Source organism: Dermacoccus barathri, from assembly GCF_015070805.1.
GTDB classification, from domain to species: Bacteria; Actinomycetota; Actinomycetes; order Actinomycetales; family Dermatophilaceae; genus Dermacoccus; species Dermacoccus abyssi.
Genome location: NZ_JADCTK010000005.1, coordinates 85656 through 102565, shown reverse-complemented (window position 1 = coordinate 102565; position 16910 = coordinate 85656). Strand labels below are relative to the sequence as shown.

13 protein-coding genes and 2 pseudogenes are annotated in these 16910 nt (G+C 67.5%); 4 read left to right on the top strand and 11 right to left on the bottom strand.

Features of this window, described 5'->3' with window-relative positions; genetic code table 11:
- Positions 1–88 precede the first annotated feature (88 nt).
- Complete coding sequence (locus tag IM689_RS10665; protein WP_047311246.1) at positions 89–1282, top strand: alcohol dehydrogenase catalytic domain-containing protein; 1194 nt, start codon at positions 89–91, stop codon at positions 1280–1282.
- Positions 1283–1860: 578 nt separating this feature from the next.
- Here IM689_RS10665 and IM689_RS10660 read toward each other — a convergent pair.
- Positions 1861–2151, bottom strand: a pseudogene (locus IM689_RS10660) (3-hexulose-6-phosphate synthase); the annotation flags it as partial.
- Between the two features lie 124 nt (positions 2152–2275).
- Positions 2276–2737: a phage tail protein gene (locus IM689_RS10655; protein ID WP_193643954.1), complete on the bottom strand. Its 462-nt coding sequence runs from the start codon at positions 2735–2737 to the stop codon at positions 2276–2278.
- Positions 2738–2962: 225 nt separating this feature from the next.
- Between IM689_RS10655 and IM689_RS10650 the strand changes: the two genes are divergently transcribed.
- Positions 2963–4021 (top strand): magnesium and cobalt transport protein CorA, encoded by a 1059-nt coding sequence (locus IM689_RS10650; RefSeq protein ID WP_319803859.1) that lies wholly within the window; start codon positions 2963–2965, stop codon positions 4019–4021.
- A 40-nt stretch (positions 4022–4061) separates the two neighbouring features.
- Positions 4062–4492: pseudogene (locus IM689_RS10645) on the top strand (pyrimidine dimer DNA glycosylase/endonuclease V).
- 97 nt (positions 4493–4589) lie between these two features.
- Here the strand turns inward: IM689_RS10645 and IM689_RS10640 are convergent.
- The 9 genes from IM689_RS10640 to IM689_RS10600 form a co-directional block, all read right to left on the bottom strand.
- Entirely contained in the window at positions 4590–4964 is a 375-nt protein-coding gene (locus IM689_RS10640; RefSeq protein WP_118913605.1) for an ectoine synthase, read from the bottom strand.
- A gap of 178 nt (positions 4965–5142) precedes the next feature.
- The gene (locus tag IM689_RS10635; protein WP_193643953.1) at positions 5143–5778 is read right to left on the bottom strand and encodes a maleylpyruvate isomerase family mycothiol-dependent enzyme; all 636 of its coding nucleotides are present in this window, start codon (positions 5776–5778) and stop codon (positions 5143–5145) included.
- A gap of 97 nt (positions 5779–5875) precedes the next feature.
- Positions 5876–7414: a sodium/proline symporter PutP gene (gene putP / locus IM689_RS10630; RefSeq protein ID WP_193643952.1), complete on the bottom strand. Its 1539-nt coding sequence runs from the start codon at positions 7412–7414 to the stop codon at positions 5876–5878.
- A 60-nt stretch (positions 7415–7474) separates the two neighbouring features.
- Positions 7475–8209, bottom strand: a complete 735-nt coding sequence (locus tag IM689_RS10625; RefSeq protein WP_319803858.1) for a HEAT repeat domain-containing protein — start codon at positions 8207–8209, stop codon at positions 7475–7477.
- A 106-nt stretch (positions 8210–8315) separates the two neighbouring features.
- Positions 8316–9950: a nuclease-related domain-containing DEAD/DEAH box helicase gene (locus IM689_RS10620; RefSeq protein WP_193643951.1), complete on the bottom strand. Its 1635-nt coding sequence runs from the start codon at positions 9948–9950 to the stop codon at positions 8316–8318.
- Positions 9951–10140: 190 nt separating this feature from the next.
- On the bottom strand, positions 10141–11526 hold the full coding sequence (dnaB, locus tag IM689_RS10615) for a replicative DNA helicase (protein WP_082128679.1): 1386 nt from the start codon (positions 11524–11526) through the stop codon (positions 10141–10143).
- 683 nt (positions 11527–12209) lie between these two features.
- The gene (locus IM689_RS10610; protein WP_193643950.1) at positions 12210–12521 is read right to left on the bottom strand and encodes a DUF2316 family protein; all 312 of its coding nucleotides are present in this window, start codon (positions 12519–12521) and stop codon (positions 12210–12212) included.
- An 80-nt stretch (positions 12522–12601) separates the two neighbouring features.
- The gene (locus IM689_RS10605; RefSeq protein WP_193643949.1) at positions 12602–13747 is read right to left on the bottom strand and encodes a peptidoglycan DD-metalloendopeptidase family protein; all 1146 of its coding nucleotides are present in this window, start codon (positions 13745–13747) and stop codon (positions 12602–12604) included.
- A gap of 392 nt (positions 13748–14139) precedes the next feature.
- Positions 14140–15195: a C40 family peptidase gene (locus IM689_RS10600; protein WP_193643948.1), complete on the bottom strand. Its 1056-nt coding sequence runs from the start codon at positions 15193–15195 to the stop codon at positions 14140–14142.
- A 379-nt stretch (positions 15196–15574) separates the two neighbouring features.
- Between IM689_RS10600 and IM689_RS10595 the strand changes: the two genes are divergently transcribed.
- A complete protein-coding gene (locus IM689_RS10595) occupies positions 15575–16894 on the top strand; it encodes an MATE family efflux transporter (RefSeq protein WP_193643947.1) in 1320 nt (439 codons plus the stop codon).
- The last annotated feature ends 16 nt before the right edge of the window (positions 16895–16910 follow it).

The following is a 16910-nucleotide window of genomic DNA, read 5'->3' as shown; positions in this document are numbered from 1 at the left end:
TCGAAACGAGCCGAGGTCGCGGACGACGGGCATCCAAGTAACCGTGGCACTTCCGCGACCGGGCCATCCCCAACTGGAGGAGAACGTCATGGCAAGCAGCAACCGCGCCGTCGTGTTCCAGAACGTCAAGGACATGCGCGTCGAGACCCTCGACTTCCCGAAGCTCGAGATGCCGAACGGGAGGAGCGCCCCGCACGGCGTCATCCTCAAGATCGTCGCCACCAACATCTGCGGCTCCGACCTGCACATCTACCGCGGTTCCTTCCCCGTGCCCCAGGGCATGGTGATGGGGCACGAGATGACCGGCGAGGTCGTTGAGATCGGCTCCGACGTCGAATTCCTCTCCGAAGGCGACCTGGTCTCGGTTCCCTTCAACGTCGCCTGCGGCCGATGCCGCAACTGTCGTGCGCGCCACACCGAGGTGTGCGAGACCGTGAACCCCGACGTGTCCTGCGGCGCCTACGGGTTCAACCTGGGCGACTTCCAGGGTGGGCAGGCGGAGTACCTGTTCGTCCCCTACGCCGACTTCCAGCTGCTCCGCTTCCCGGACAAGGACCAGGCCATGGAGAAGATCCGTGACCTCGCCCTGCTCTCGGACATCCTGCCCACCGCGTTCCACGGCCTCATGGAGGCCGGGGCGAAGCCCGGCTCGACCGTCTACATCGCCGGCGCCGGACCTGTGGGACGCTGTGGCGCCGCAGCAGCCCGGCTCCTGGGCGCTTCCTGCATCATCGTCGGTGACTACCACCAGGACCGGCTGGACCTGATGAAGAACAACGGCTGCGAGACCATCGACCTCAACCAGGACGTGCCGCTGACCGATCAGATCGAGGCCATCCTCGGCGAACCCATGGTGGACTGCGCCGTCGACTACGTCGGCAACGAAGCCCACGGGATCGGCAGTGAGGCCAAGGACATGAGCCCGGCCCACGCCATCAACCAGGTCATGGACGCCACCCGCGCAGGCGGCGCCACCGGCATCGTCGGCGTCTACGGCCCCGACCCGCTGGCCTCCTCCAAGGCCGAGCAGGAGGGCACCTACCCGCTCGACTTCGGCAAGGCGTGGATCAAGTCGCCTCGGATCTCCGGCGGCCAGGCCCCGATCATGCACTACAACCGTGAGCTGATGATGTCGATCCTGTGGGACCGCATGCCCTACCTCAGCGACATGCTCAACACCAAGGTCATCAGCCTCGACGAGGCCCCCGATGCCTACGCGAAGTTCGATACCGGTGTCTCGGAGAAGTTCATCATCGATCCCCACGGCATGATCCCCGCCTGATCCCGGGCCGTCATGCACCCGGCCCGCGATCGTCGCTCCATCGGCGGTCGCGGGCCGGCTCTGTGCACGGATCCTTCGCCGATCCCGTCCTGGACGATGCCGGGGGCGGGCCTGGCGCCGGTGGGGCCAGCATGCCGGAGCTTCAGCGGCGGTGACGAGTGCGTAGGGGGTGTGATCGGGGGAGACGGGGGCAGGTCGCTGCAACGCTTTTGACGCCCCACCCCCCGATTCGGATCGCATCGCGGGGCGAGCGGGACGATCACTGGTGCCAGGGCTGTCGGCTCGCGCACGTCGCGGAGGGACCGGTGTCACCGGCGCCGGTCCTGGCGGGCAGCTCCAGCGGGGGTGTCACGCGGACGAGCGCCAGTCCACCACGGGTCCGTCGCGGAGAAGGTCCGAGGGGACCGCAGCGACATCGCCCACGGCGGGGCCGACGCGATGCGCCGCCGCGCCGCCCGGCACGTCACGATCACGATGACGCGGATCGAGCGCTTCTGCGTCCACCGCACCCGGTGGGAGTGGAAAGGGTCCGGGCGTGCCGTCACCTGCCCCTCACCACGGGATACGGTGGGCGGTGGTCACCTGATGGCGGAGCGGATGGCGGCGGCCGCGCCGGCGACGTCCGATGCGCTGTAGATGGCGCTGCCCGCGACCGCCACGTCTGCTCCCGCCCGCTGGACGGCCTCGACGGAGTCCGCGCTGACGCCGCCGGCGACGGAGAACGAAACTCCGGCAGCCGCGCCGGCGGCGAGCAGGGCGTCGAGGCTGTAGCCGTCCTCCCCCTGCTCATCGAGGCCGGCGTGCATCTCGACGAAGACGGCGCCGAGGGCGACGACCTCTCGGGCCCGTGCGGCCTTGTCGGACACGCCCCAGCAGCAGTTCGTCCTCTCGAGCGGAGGCAAGGCGAAGCACTGACGTGCGGTGAGTGTCTACGTTTGCTGCGGTTGGTGACGGCGGAACGTCACCAACCGCAGCAAACGTAGACAGCTGGGATCAGTACTCGCCCTTGATGACGAAGTACGACCCGCGGATCTCGCCGGCCAGCTTCGACTTCTGGCGCGCGAACTTGAAGCTCGAGAGCTCCTCGGGCACCTCCATGCCCTGGCTGAGCTTGAACCCGACGGCGCGCTTTCCGCCGTCCTCACGCTTGTAGAGCACGTTGATCGACAGACCCGACTCGTAGAACACGTGCACCCACGTGATGCCGTCGACGTCGTTCTCACTCACCTCGAGCGCGGGCGACGCGATGACGATGTCGCGCTCCTCCTTGAGGATGCGCGACACCCATTCCAGCAGTTCTGTTGCGTCCGATGCCTTCTCGACGACGAACGTCGTCTTGTACTTCGTGTTGAAGTAGCGCGCCTCGTTGGCGCGCAGCCCCGCGAGTGCCTCGGCGACGGGCGACGACTCGAGCCCCTCGGTCGACACCTCGACGAAATCGACGACCTGACCCACACCCACTCCTCGCGTAGTTCCGATTGCGCCGAGGGTACCCACCCCGCCTTCCGCGCCACCGACGACGCGCAGCGCCGAGAACTCGAACGTTGGGCGCGCACTACGATTCACCTCAGGCCCACTTGGCGAGGAAAGCCGATCACCGCGGGGCCGCTCGCCGTCCTGCGCACGGAGCAGACCGGCACGCCCCTGCGCACCGAACGCGACGACACGCCCTACGAACCCGTGCGCGACGAAGACGAGCGTCCGCCCGAGTCGACGATCGTGCAGAGCACCATCTACGACGACGGCTACACGCTCGCGGAGCCGGCCTCGATCCGCGAGACCTTCGAGCATCTGCGCAAGCCCGACCGGCGCGGCAACCCCGTCGCCTGGATCGGCATGACGCACCCCACCGCACGCCAGGTCCAGACCGTCGCGGAGATCTTCGACCTGCACCCTCTCGCCGTCGAGGACGCGATCGTCGCGCACCAGCGGCCGAAGGCGGAACGCTACGGCGGCGCCCTCTTCGTCGTCCTGCGCCCCGCCACCTACGACGACACGTCGGAAACCGTGAAGTTCGGCGAGGTGCACGCCTTCATCGGGCCCGACTTCGTCATCACCGTCCGCCACACCGCGCAGCCCGAGCTCGGTGCCGTGCGTCACCGCTTCGAGAAGAACCGGCACCTTCTCGAGGCCGGCCCGCAGGCGATTCTCTACGGCCTGCTCGACTTCGTCGTCGACGGTTACGCGCCGGTGCTCTCCGGGCTCGAGAACGACATCGACGAGATCGAGACGCAGGTTTTCGAGTCCGATCCCAACGTGTCGCGCCGCATCTATGAACTCTCGCAGGAGGTGATGGAGCTGCAGCGCGCCGTGAAGCCGCTGCACCGCGTGCTTGCCGACCTTGAGCGCGGCGCAGAGCAGTACGGCACCGACCCCGAGATCATCGCGCTCATGCGTGACGTCTTCGACCACGTCACGAGCGTGATCGAACCTTCCGACGGCTTTCGCCAGTCGCTCTCGGAGATCCTGCAGCTCAACGCGATCCTCGTCGCGCAGGTGCAGAACGACGGCATGAAGCGACTCGCCGAGGTGGCCAACACGCAGGCGGACGAAGTGAAGAAGGCCTCGTCATGGGCCGCCATCCTCTTCGCGCCGACGATCGTGGCGGGCATCTACGGCATGAACTTCGACAAGATGCCAGAACTCCATTGGTTCTTCGGCTACCCGTTCGCGCTGCTGCTCATGGCGACCGTTTCGACCGTCATGCGGCTCATGTTCAATCTCAAGGACTGGCTGTGACGCCCGCGTCGCCGCGGCTCACCTGGCGGCAGGAGTAAACGTGCGCCTGTGGAGCCTGCACCCCTCCCAGCTCGATCGTCGCGCGCTCGTGGCCGGTTGGCGCGAGGCGCTGCTCGCGCAGAAGGTGCTCGCCGGTGGCCGCGCGGATACACGCATCACCCGCAGCTGCAACGGTTTCGGGCGACCGACGACCCTCTCGTCGCCATCGCGACCTACCTGCACGCCCTAGCCGACGACGCCGACGCCCGCGGCTATTCGTTCGACCGTTCCCGCGTGTCACGCCCCGCCGATGAGGGCCTCCGCCTGACGGTCACCGCCGGCCAATTCGACGACGAGTGGCAGCACCTGCGTGCGAAGGTCGAGACTCGCGACCCGGAGTGGTTCGAGGGGGTCGTCGTCACCGCGCGCCCAAAACCGCACCCGTTGTTCGACGTCGTGCCCGGCGACGTCGAGCCCTGGGAAGTTCGCTGACGCCGAACGAGAACGAGCACCGCACCCGCGCGGCTGCACGGCGGTGAGGTGCTCGTCTCGTCAGCGAACGCCGAAGTGCGGCGTCTGCTTGCTCCGATCAGTAGGAGCTGAACCCGTCAGGGCTGAGCGTGTGCTTCTCGTTGCCGGTGATCGGCGGGTTGAAGATGCTGAGCAGTTCCATGTCCTCGTGCTCGGAGGCCCGCAGGTAGTGGGGGTCGTGGTTGTCGAGGACGTAGACCGTGCCCGGCGTGATCTCGTAGACGTTGCCGTTCGTGTCCTCCACGTTGCCCGAACCCGAGATGCAGTAACAGGATTCGAGGTGGTTGCGGTACTCGAGCTTCGACTCGGTGCCAGCCCGCACCAGGGTGCGGGCGATCGCGTAGCCCATCTTGTCGCCCTCGGTGACGAGGCGGTGGCTCGTGCCACTTCCCCACTCGACGGCTTCAACTTCTTCCATGGAGCGCGTGAACATTCTTTCCTCCTCGGGTCGTCAGCCCCGCAGGAAATCAAGCTCTCGCGCAAGCCGCTTCGGCGCGCTGGCAGGGCCGGTGAAAGTTCGTGCTCACGTTCCACCATGCCAAGCTCGGCGGCAGAACCCCAGCCGATTGGCAATATTGGTTGACGTTTGGCAGGATGCCCCTCCGCGATCGTCAGCCCGTCGCGCGGCCCAACTCCACGAGCCGCGCAACACCCACGCCGCTCAACCCCTCCGCGCGGGGAACCCGGCCTGTCGCCACCATGAGCAGGTCGAGTGCCGGGCCTTCGACGACCGACCCGTCGCCAGCGGAGAAGTCCGCGTCCGTGGCGGCCAACCGAACATCACCCAACAACTCCTTGGCCCCGTCGAAGCGCTGCGGGGTACGCAGTTGATAGTCCAGCGCGTCGAGAACGGACGCGACGGGATAGTCACGCTCGATGCCCAAAGGGCGCCGGATGTCCTCTCCGTGCGCGATCTCCTCGACGAGGCGGCTCGCCTTCGGCGCGGGCGGTCCGGAACGCCGGGAGGCGACGTCACGCAACCTCTGGAGCGTCTCCTCCGGCGACGAACCCTTCGCAGCAGCGACGCCGTTCGCGTTCTGCCGGTCGAAGTCGAACCGCGCCTTGGCCATGGCGACGACCAGCCGCAGCGGGGTCGTCCTCGCATTGTCGACGAGGTGAGCCGCCACGTCGTGGATCGTCCACCCGGCCGCGAGCGACGGCTGCTCCCAGGCCTGCGCGGGCAGACCTGCGAGGTCGGCGATGAGCGCCCGACGCTCGTCATGGACACGGCTCCAGATGTCACTCATGCGAGCAACCTACCGGCTGACTCCGACATCCCCGTTGACGCCGATCGGCGCGCAACCCGATGCAGGTTGCGCGCCGATCGATTCGCAAGGGACCGGGTCAGGCCTTGGCGGCCAGTTCCTCGTCCGTACGCGGCGAGCGGTGCAGACGCAGCATCTCGTCGTAGGTGTCGGTGACCTCCTTGGACGGCGCCGGCGTCACGAGCGAGACGACGATGGCCGCGAGCAGGCCGAGGAGGAAGCCCGGCACCATCTCGTAGAGGTGCTGGTCGCCGAACAGGCCCCACTTGGTGTCGAGCTCGAACTTGCCCCAGACGAAGGAGACGACCGCACCCGTCACGAGGCCCGCGAGGGCGCCCTGACGGTTGAGGCGGCGCCAGAACAGCGACAGGAGAACGAGCGGACCGAACGCCGAACCGAAGCCGGCCCACGCGAACGCGACGAGCTCGAGGATCGAGTCGTTGCGCTGCATCGCGAGCAGCATCGCGACGACGGCAACGATGCCGACGCCGGCGCGACCGGCCCACAGCTGCTGGTTCGCCGTCATCGGACGGCTCTGACGGATGCCGGCAAGGTCCTCGACGAGCGCGGAACTCGTGACGACGAGCTGGCTCGAGATCGTCGACATGATGGCGGCGAGCACGGCGGCGAGCAGGAAGCCCGCGACGGCCGGGTGGAACACCTGCTGGGCGAGGTCGAGGAAGACGGTCTCACCCTTCTTCGTGTCGGTGAGGTGCGCGTCCTTGTGCTTCTGGAAGTATGCGAGGCCCGCGAGCGCCGTGAAGATCGCGCCGAGGACGCACAGGAGCATCCAGCCGATACCGATGACGGTGCCGACCTTGGCGTCCTTCGATCTGCGCAGCGCCATGAAGCGCACGATGATGTGCGGCTGACCGAAGTAGCCGAGGCCCCACGCGAGCGACGAGACGACACCGATGACGGTGGCGGACGCCGTCAGGGAGGTGAACTCGGGCTTGATCTGGCTGACGGTGTCGAACATCTCGCCCGGGCCCCCGACAGCGAACATCGCGATGAGCGGAACGAGGATGAGCGACGCGAGCATGATGAGGCCCTGCACCATGTCGGTGTAGGTGGCGCCGAGGAAGCCGCCGAACAGGGTGTACGCGAGCGTCACGCCGGCGACGAGGAACATGCCGAGCATGTAGTTTCCACCGAACGTCGACTCGAAGTACGTGCCGCCGGCGACCATGCCGGAAGCCACGTAGAACGTGAAGAAAACGAGCGTGACGAGGCCCGCGGCGACGCGCAGGGCGCGGCTACGGTCGTCCACACGATTCTCGAAGAAGCTCGGGATGGTGATGGAGTTCTTCGCCAGAGCCGTGTACTCACGAAGGCGCGGGGCGATGAACAGCCAGTTGACGGCCGCACCGATGAGCAGGCCGATGGCGATCCACGACTCGACGAGGCCGCTCATGTAGAGCGCGCCCGGCAGGCCCATGAGGAGCCAGCCGGACATGTCCGAGGCTCCGGCGGACATGGCCGCGGTGAACGGCCCGAGGCGACGGCCGCCGAGCATGTAGTCGTCACCGTCGTTGGTGCGGCGGAAGGCGAACAGGCCGATGGCCAGCATCGCGCCGAAATAGATCGTCAGCGCGATGATTTTGTACGTGGTGTCCATGGGGATCTCTCATGAGGCAGAAACGAACTCCCACCAGAGAACCAGGCGTCATGGCGCAGATCACACTTCACACGCCCGAAAGGGCGGATCGTTATAAGCCCGTTGGGTGAGCGTGTGCGCCTCGAGGGGTGAGTCAGCCCGTCGCGCCGCCCGTGGCGATGATGCGTTTGGCCTCCTTGCGGCCCCGGCGAAGGTGAGGTCGGGGCGCGTGCGCATCAGTTCCGTGGCGCGGGCGTGCTCCGCGACGGCGGACTCAGGGCTTTTCATGGCGGCTTGAACGGGCGTGACGGCAGGCTCGCCGAGGCCGAGCAACGCGACGCTCAGGGCCATGCGGACGCCGTCGTCACCGCGGCCGAGTTCCGTGACGAGCTCGCCGGCGAGGGCGCTCACCTCGTCGTCGGGGACGAGGGCAGCCGCGGCGCGCCAGGCGGTGCGGGCGAGGTCGTCGTCGGGGTCGTGGAGGAGGTCGGCGGTGATCCACGGCCAGGCACGGCGGTCGCCGATCTTCGACAGGGTGTGGACGGCCTGGGTGCGCGCGAAGAAGTTCTTCGACGTGAGTTCACGCTGCAGGCGCGGCAGGACGTCGTCGGCCGGCAGGCGCGTGAGCGCCCAGGAGAGGTTCTCGCGGACGAAGAAGTCGGGTTCGACTCCGCACCGGCGCACGAGGGGCTCGACGAGGCTCGGATGCGGGTGGGTGCCCGCCGCGAGGGCTGCGTGCAGTCGCAGCGACTCGTCCTGCGACTCGAGCGCCCCGGCGATGCTGGCGGAGTAATCATGCTCTTCGGCTGAACTCACGCGACCCAGTAGACACGAACGCGGCCAACGATCCCACCGGCGAGTGACGCAGAAACGTCAGGTTGTGCACGAAATATCACGCACAACCTGACACTTTCGCGATCAATCAGCCGCACCCGAGCCGCGCCGCGACGCCTGGGCCGCCGATCTCGGCGATGACGTCCGGGTCGCCGACGACGATAAGCTGCTCGGTTGCACGTGACATGCCGACGTAAAGGCGTTCGCGGGCGCGTTCCTGGCCGACCTTCTCGTTGACGCACAGGATGACGACGCGACGCTCGAGCCCCTTGCAGCCGAGCACGTGGCCGTAGAAGACGTCGTCGCCGTCCCAGAACGAACGCCAATACCCTTCCTGGCCGAGCGATTCCTGCTGTTCGACCTGGACGGGGTGGCGCCGACCGGTGGTGAGCAACGCGATGTCGGTCGCCTCCCAACCGTCCTCGAACAGGCTGTCGACGACGTCGTCCGCGGCGTTGATCGCCTCGTCCGACGTGCACCGGACGAGTTCCACGTCGGGCCCGGAGTCGCCGCCGGCGTACATGCGCGCCGGCGCGAGGGGACGGAACGCCTCGGCGATCTGTTTGGTGTTGCGCAGGTTGCGGTCGAGAACGAGTGGAACGAGCGCCATCGGCGGGCGACCGAAGCGATCGAAGACTCGCTGGTTCTCGTCGGAGTAGACGTAGAGGCCGCCCTGGTCGGGGTCGCGTAGGAGCGCGACGACGGGCTGCCACCACAGGTCGGCGAAGTCCTGCGCCTCGTCGACGACGAAGGAGTCGAACCTCTTGCCGTCGGGCAGCTCTGCGGCTTTGGCGGCGATCTGCTCCGGCAGCTCGCGCTCCCAGAAGTCGGGGTTGTCGCGAGCGCCGAACTCGTCGATGCCGCAGTAGCGTCCGAGCTCTTCGAAGGTGCCGACGAACGCGGGACGCTGGCGTCGCGGCCAGGTCTCAGTGAGCCGCTTGAAGTGGGCGGCGAGGCCGATCGAGTAACAGACGAGGGCGACGCGCTGCGCGGGCGATTCCGCACTGCCGCGCGCGAGTTCGCGCGCCTGGGCGAGGGCGAGCACGGTCTTGCCACTACCGGCACCACCCCGAACTTCGACGCGGTTGAGCAGGCGCGTCACCTTGAGCAGAGTGGCCTGCTCGGCGGTGAGTCGTTCGGCGCGCGCTTCGTGTTCGGCGGCGAGGGCGACGACGTCACGCACGGGAAGGCTGCGTCCCGCGAGGATCTCGCGGAGGAGGTCACACTGCGCCGCGCTCGGCACGGCCAGGTCGCCCTTGCGCGCGGCTGCTTCGAGCCGAGCGGGGAGGTCGTCCATGTCTCGGCGGCCGTGGACGGCCCAGCGCGGGCTCTCAGGGGCGGCGAAGTCGTCGGCGAAGTCGGTGTACGGAGCGATGAGCGCCTTCGTCCAGCGCACGCGGCCGCCGGACCACCGCGGGTCCTCCTCGACATAGCGCCGCAGTTCGTAGAGGCCGTCGGAGACCTGGCCCATGGGATCGATGCTGCGTGTCTGCCCACCGGAGGTGAGCCACCAGCCACCGTCCTCGTAGTAGACGCTGCCGCCCTTGACTTCGGCAACGACGATGCCCGCGTCTGGGATGAGGACGACGAGATCGACCTCGTGGTCGCGCCGCTCCGTCATGAGGCGCACGTTGGCGACGACCTGCCAGTCGGGCGGCATCGCATCGGTCAACGTCTGCCAGACGTGGCGTTCGGATTCGGTGGTGAACGTCGGCTTCGTCATCGTCACCTCGGGCGTCGTCGGGGTGGACGCCCGGCACGGCGCGCCCTGACAACCAGTCTCACCGACGGGTTGACGCAGTGGGCGGAGTTCACGCCGAACCGGTCGATGGGTTGGCTGACGCAGAAAGGTCAGGTTGTGCACGAAATATCACGCACAACCTGACCTTTTCACGGTCATTCAGCCGACCCGATCAGAAGTTCTGGCCGCCCATGTCCTTGAAGCGCGACAGGTGGCCCTGGAAGGCGACGGTGATGTCCTTCGTTGCGCCGGCACGGTGCTTGGCGACGATGATGTCGGCCTCGCCGGGGCGCTGCGAGTCCTTGTCGAAGTAGTCGTCTCGGTGGAGCAGGATGACCATGTCGGCGTCCTGCTCGATCGAACCCGATTCACGCAGGTCCGACATCTGTGGACGCTTGTCGGTGCGCTGCTCCGGACCACGGTTCAGCTGCGAAATCGCGATGACCGGCACTTCGAGCTCCTTCGCGAGCAGCTTGAGCGCACGCGAGAACTCCGACACCTCCTGCTGACGCGACTCGACGCGCTTGCCCGAACTCATGAGCTGCAGGTAGTCGATAGCCAGGATCTTCAGGTTGTGCCGCTGCTTGAGGCGGCGCGCCTTCGCGCGAATCTCCATGAGCGACATGTTCGGCGAGTCGTCGATGAACAGCGGCGCCTCGTTGATGCGCCCCATCGTCGTGGCGATCTTCACCCACTCGTCGTCGGTCATCGTGCCCTTGCGCATGTTCTGCATCTGGATGCCCGCCTCGGCGGCCAGGATGCGCATGGTGATCTCCGTGCGCCCCATTTCCAGCGAGAAGAAGGCCGCGCAGTGCCCGTGCTGGATGGCCGCGTTGCGGATGAAGTCCATGCCCAGCGTGGACTTACCCATCGCCGGTCGCGCCGCGATGACGATCATCTGGCCCGCGTGCAGACCGTTCGTCAGTTCGTCGAAGTCGGCGAAGCCCGTGAGGATGCCGGCCGCCTGCCCGCCACCCTGGATCTGCTCGATCTCGTCGACCGTCAGCTCCAGCACGTCACCGAGCTGGACGTAGTCCTCGCCGCCACGCTTGTCGGCGACCGCATAAACCTCGGCCTGCGCCGCGTTGACGATGTCCTCGACATCCCCGCCGTCATCGCCATAGCCCATCTGCACGATGCGCGTACCCGCGTCGACGAGGCGACGCAGCACCGCTCGCTCCGCGACGATCTGCGCGTAGTACCCGGCGTTCGCCGCCGTCGGCACGCTCGAGATGAGCTGGTGCAGGTACGCCTGCCCACCGATGCGCCCGAGTTCGCCGCGCTTCGTCAGCTCGTCGGCGACGGTGATAGCGTCCACCGGCTCGCCGCGCCCGTACAGGTCGGTGATGGCGTCGAAGACGACCTCGTGCGCCGGACGGTAGAAGTCGACGCCCTTGACCTCTGCAATGACGTCGGCGATGGCGTCCTTGCTCAGCATCATGCCGCCGATGACGCTCTGCTCGGCCTGCAGATCCTGCGGCGGCAGCTTGCCGGGCGGCATCGCGTCGCCGGGTGCGTCGAACTCCGGCGGCGCCTCGTACGGCTCCAACTCGGCCATGCCGCCACTCCTCATCCCGGCGCGAACTCGCCGCGTCGCACTGCCCGTCGGTGCCACCTCGAGCAGCACAGAAGGCACCATCTCACTCAGCACCGACAACCGTACGGAGCAACCCCGTCCGTTCACCAACCGGCCTGTGGACAACGTTGTGCACAACGTGTTGGAAACGCCGTCCACCCCTGTGGGAAACACGGGGACAAGCCTGTGGACGAAACGAACCGACCCTCACGAAATCCCCGTCATGACGGCGCATTCTTCGTCCCCAGCCTGGGGACGAAAATTTCTTCCAACCTGTGCGACAAAAAATATTGCCGTCCACAGGCGTTGGAATCGTTCATCGTACGATCAACCGCCGTTCGGGCCCCGGTCCGCCCGACCTGGCTGGGCCAAATCACGACGTGAAATCGGCCTGCCGGACGCGAAGGCGACGTGGTGGCGTCCCGGCTCGCGATGGTGCTCGCCGTCGAATCCCGGACGCCGACCCGCGAGGCGAGCCTGCGCCCTTCGGCGACGAGCGGTTGGGGGCTGACGAACCGAGACGCCACCCTTACCAAATCAAGAAACCGACCGTGCAGCACGCTTCGACACGCAACCACCCGGCACAGACCGAAATCCGAGGCGACGCCGCTGCGCTCGGAGCACCGGGTCGGGGCCGGCCACCGGTAAAGCCCCGGCGGCCTTCGTCACCCCTTGAAGGACTCCACCGGTAGAACCGCCGGCAAACGGAACCAGCGCTGCGCGGCTTGCCGGGACGAGTCCGTCAACACCGTCCACCCACCTGCGTCCACGCCGCGGTGACGTGCCAGCGCGTCCAGCCCGTCCCGCACGAGCCACACGACGACAGGATCCGCACCCCGCACGGCAACGGTGTCCTCCACCGCCTGCGGTTCGAGGTCAAGCCAGGCTGCCAGCGCCTGCTCGCTCACCCCGAGCACCTCGACGTGACGACGCAACTGCTCACCGGTGACTTCACGTTCACGACTGTTCAACGACACGCCCCGACCCCTACGCTCGCGGACGCCGACGGGCGCCTCTCCCACTCGGAAGAGGCGCCCGTCGGTGCGCACACGGCGGGTCAGCCGTTGCGCGACATCGCGAGTGTGCCGGGCACGTACGACGTACCGAGCTCCTTCGACTCCGCGATCTTGATGCTCACGAAGTTGCGTCCGTCCACGATGCCCCAGTGCAGGTGCGGGCCGGTGGAGTTGCCCGTGTTGCCCGAGCGAGCGATCTGCTGACCCTGGACGACACGCTGACCGGGAACGACGTTCATGGACGACAGGTGCGCGTACTCCATCGCGTGACCGGAGGCGTCGCGGATAAGGATGGTGTTGCCGCCGCCGGTGTTGTACTCCGCCATGATGACGATGCCGGAGGCCGACGCGACGACGGGCGTCCCTGCGGGCACCGCGAAGTCGACGTGGTGCTTGTCGTTCCACTTGTAGTGGCTGGCCGAGCCGTACGGACCCTGCGAGATCGGCGCCGCGTAACCGCTCGGGAACGGCAGTTCGTAGCGGGCGTTCGGGCTCACGAGCGTCGGACGAGCAGCCTTGCGGGCCACCTTCTTCGACGAGCTCTTGGGCGTGCTCTTCTTGGCGGAAGCAGCATCCGTCTTGGCGAGCGCGTAGGTCGTGCGGACGCCGACAATCCCGTCGACGGCGAGGCCCTTGTCGGTCTGGAACGCCTTGACGGCGGTGAGGGTCTTCGGGCCGAAGACACCGTCGGCCGTGATGCCGAGCTTCTTCTGCACCGCGCGCACGACGGCGCCCTCGTCGCCAATGTTGACGACCGAGTCCTTCGAACCCGGCTTCGAGGCGGGCTTCGTCGACGTGGCGTTGAGAACGGACCAGGTCTTCGATCCGACGACACCGTCGACGGAAAGGTTGTTGGCGCGCTGGAAGTCCTTGACCGCGGCGGTCGTGATGGGGCCGTAGATGCCGTCACGCACGAGCGCCAGGCGGGCCTGGACCTGCGTCACGTCACCACCGCGAGCGCCGAACGCCACCGTCTTGGGGGTGTTACCGGCAGCTGCCTCGGCGGCCTTGTCGCCTTCGACGGCGAGAGCGGGGGCCGCCATGAGGGCTGCCGCACCGGTCGGAAGGGCCGCACTCACGCCGAGCGCGACGGCGGAACGACCACTGCGCGCAGCTGCGGCACCGACACGAGCCGAGTCGAGGTAGCCGGCATGCGAGGAGAGATGCTTGGGCACGTACTTCGTCATGGCTTCTGCACTCCGTGAGTTCGTGGAGCGCACGGGCGAAGCCGACAACGCGCTCACAGGGATCTGAGGCCACGCTGAATGCGTGACATGACCGAGGATGCCCCACCGAATGAGCGCTTCAAAGCGCCGAAAAAATTACACCCGTGTCGTTCAGAGCCGCCGTGATCTGCCCGTGATGACGGGCAATGCGGGCGAATTGTGCGAGTTATCGGGCAGCACGAATCGAACATCCTTTCGCTCTTCGAAAAAATGTTCGACAGAAAATTTCTTCTTCAATTTTGTCCACGATGTGGGACGGCGCTCAGCTCGTCAACCGTGTCAGCTTCCCCACTGCCGGTACCGAACCGATCCGAGCGCCATCCCCGTCACACCGCGGAGGCTTTTGGTGATCCCTACTTGATGACGCGCGCGTACCCCGACGGCGACCCGTAGACCTTGCGCATCGCAACCGGAACGCCCGGCTGCGACGAGTCGATCATCATGCCGTTCCCCACGTAGATACCGACGTGGTACGCCGGGTAACCCCAGAAGACGAGGTCACCGGGCTGCGGGTTGGAGACACGCGGGAAGTACGCCTGCTGCTGGGCCGCGGTACGCGGCATGTAGTAGCCGAAGTTCTTGAACACGTAGCTCGTCAGGCCGGAGCAGTCGAAGCCGGCAGGCGACGAACCGCCCCACACGTACGGCGTTCCCGTGAACGTCTGGGCGAAGGCGATGACCTGCGCCGCGGTACCCGTGGCCGGAGTACTCGGCACGGACGGCGTCGACACCGGCGGCGTCGTCGGCTGCGGAGCGTTCGGGCCGACGCATCCGAGCTTCGTCCACGTGCGCGGGCCGACGATGCCGTCCGCGTACAGACCGGTTGCGCGCTGGAAGGCGAGCACCTTGGCCTTCGTGTTGGCACCGAACCAACCGTCCGTGGGCAGGCCGAGACGGTCCTGCAGCACCTTGACGAGCTGGCCCGAGTTGCCCATGCGCAGCGTGGTCGACGTCGGCGAGCAGGCCGGGGTCGTGGTCGTCGGCACCGTGGGCGTCGTCGTGCCCGTGGTGGGCGTCGTCGGTGTCGTCGGACGGCTGGGCGTCGGCGTGACCGCCGAGCCGCCCACCTTGGCCCAGGTGCGCGCTCCCACGATGCCGTCCGGCACGAGGCCGTTGGCACGCTGGAACGTCTTGACCGCGCTCAGCGTGGCGGGGCCGAAGATGCCGTCGGCGGTGACACCGACGCGGGCCTGAACGATCTTGACGGCGGCGCCACGCGAGCCGTACAAGAGCGTCGGGCGGGGGGTGGAGGCGGAGCCGTTGGTGGTGTCGTCACCGGGCGCGGCGAGCGCCGGCGCGGCCGCCATCAGCGTGCCACCCGTTGGAATGGCGAGCGCAACACCGGCGCCGACGGCTTGCTTGACCGTCAGGCGCGGCAGCGCAGAGGTAGCGCGTTGGCGCCGCCTCATGTGCAAGGGAGCGTGGGTACTCAAATGAGCAGCCTTCCTAGGTGAAGTCGTCACGACGTGCACACCCCCGACGTCTCGGACGTCGGGTGCGTGCGCACGTCACTGCCACACCCCTGCCAGCCCCCGCTCACAAAGGTGCTCGCTTACTGTGCCTGACCGGACCCTGTGAAGAAAGTGAAAGTTGCCGACACGCAGGGGTGGATGCTTGACTCGTCGAGCAGGATGCGCGTAAAAGCACGACGCCGTGAACCACCCGATCGTGCGTGGTTCTGCAGAATTTCGGTCGATATCAGATACAAGTCGAACGTCATGGAAGGCGCGCCGACACGCCGCGAAAAAATGTGTGGTGCATCTCGCATCGTGAGACGTTAGGAGCCGTGTGACGCACCCCATCGCTCGACTCGCGGTGCCTGCGTTCTTCACCCTGATCGCCGAGCCCCTGTTTCTCCTCACCGATTCGGTCGTCGTGGGGCGCCTTGGAACGTCGGCGCTCGCCGCGCTCGGAGCCGCGAGCGCCATCCTCCTCACCGCCACCGGCATCTTCGTCTTCCTCGCCTATGCGACGACCGCCGTCGTGGCACGACACCTCGGCCGCGGCCACCAAGACGACGCCGTCCAGGCCGGCCTCGACGGTGTCTGGTTGGCCCTCGCTCTCGGCCTGCCGCTGTCCGCCCTCACCGCAGTCCTCGCCCGTCCTGCAGCACGCGCCATGAGTGGCTCGGGTGGGGCCGACGTGGTCGACCAAGCCACGACCTACCTCCAGATCAGCTCCGTCGGCATCCCGGCCATGCTCATCGCCCTCGCGGCACAGGGCCTTCTCCGGGGCCTCCAGGACACGAAGACGCCTCTGTGGGTGACAGGCATCGGTTTTGCGGTCAACGCCGCTCTCAACGCCTTTCTCGTCCTCGTGGTCGGCTGGGGGCTGGCCGGTGCCGCCGTGGGAACGGTGGTCGCACAGTGGCTCATGGCCCTGGCGCTACTCGTCTCGATCGTGCGCCGCACCCGTCACCTCGACCTGCGTCCGCACCCCGCCCGCGTCCTGACGGCGGCCCGTTTCGGCGCGCCGCTGCTCGTGCGCACGGTGGCGTTGCGCGCCGTCCTGCTGCTGACGACGGCGGCGGCCGGCACGTTCGGTGCCACGACGCTGGCCGCGCACCAGGTCGCGATGACGATCTTCACCTTCCTCACCTTCGCCCTCGACGCCATTGCCATCGCCGCCCAGGCACTCATCGGGGAGTCGCTCGGGCGCGGCGACCACGACGAGACGCGCGAGCTCTCGGCCGTCATCACCCGCTGGGGCTGGTACAGCGGTGCCGCAGCGGGCCTCCTGACACTCGCCGCCGCGTGGCCCCTGCCCCACCTGTTCTCCGACGACCCCTCGGTGTTGCGCGCGACCACGGGCGCCCTGGTCGTCATCGCCCTCGTCCAACCGGTCGCGGGGGTCCTCTTCGTCCTCGACGGCGTCCTCATGGGGGCCGGAGACGGCCCATTCCTCGCCAAGGCACAGGTAGCTCTCCTGCTCGCCTACCTGCCGGTCCTGGGCGTGCTCATGCTCGCCGACGAGTGGCTGGAGGGACTGGACGTCGCGGCCCCGCTGACCGCTCTGTGGGTCTGCTACTCGCTCTACCTGACGGCTCGCTGCGTCGTGCTGGATCGTCGCCGCCGCGTGGACGCGTGGATGGAACTGGCTGTTCCGTAACCGAATCGACATGCCG

Excerpts from the sequence above, each read along its gene's own strand:
- IM689_RS10605 (WP_193643949.1), bottom strand. The coding sequence starts at position 13,747 with ATGACGAAGTACGTGCCCAAGCATCTCTCCTCGCATGCCGGCTACCTC.
- IM689_RS10600 (WP_193643948.1), bottom strand. The coding sequence starts at position 15,195 with ATGAGGCGGCGCCAACGCGCTACCTCTGCGCTGCCGCGCCTGACGGTC.
- IM689_RS10620 (WP_193643951.1), bottom strand. The coding sequence starts at position 9,950 with ATGACGAAGCCGACGTTCACCACCGAATCCGAACGCCACGTCTGGCAG.
- putP (WP_193643952.1), bottom strand. The coding sequence starts at position 7,414 with ATGGACACCACGTACAAAATCATCGCGCTGACGATCTATTTCGGCGCG.
- IM689_RS10635 (WP_193643953.1), bottom strand. The coding sequence starts at position 5,778 with ATGAGTGACATCTGGAGCCGTGTCCATGACGAGCGTCGGGCGCTCATC.
- dnaB (WP_082128679.1), bottom strand. The coding sequence starts at position 11,526 with ATGGCCGAGTTGGAGCCGTACGAGGCGCCGCCGGAGTTCGACGCACCC.
- IM689_RS10665 (WP_047311246.1), top strand. The coding sequence starts at position 89 with ATGGCAAGCAGCAACCGCGCCGTCGTGTTCCAGAACGTCAAGGACATG.
- IM689_RS10640 (WP_118913605.1), bottom strand. The coding sequence starts at position 4,964 with ATGTTCACGCGCTCCATGGAAGAAGTTGAAGCCGTCGAGTGGGGAAGT.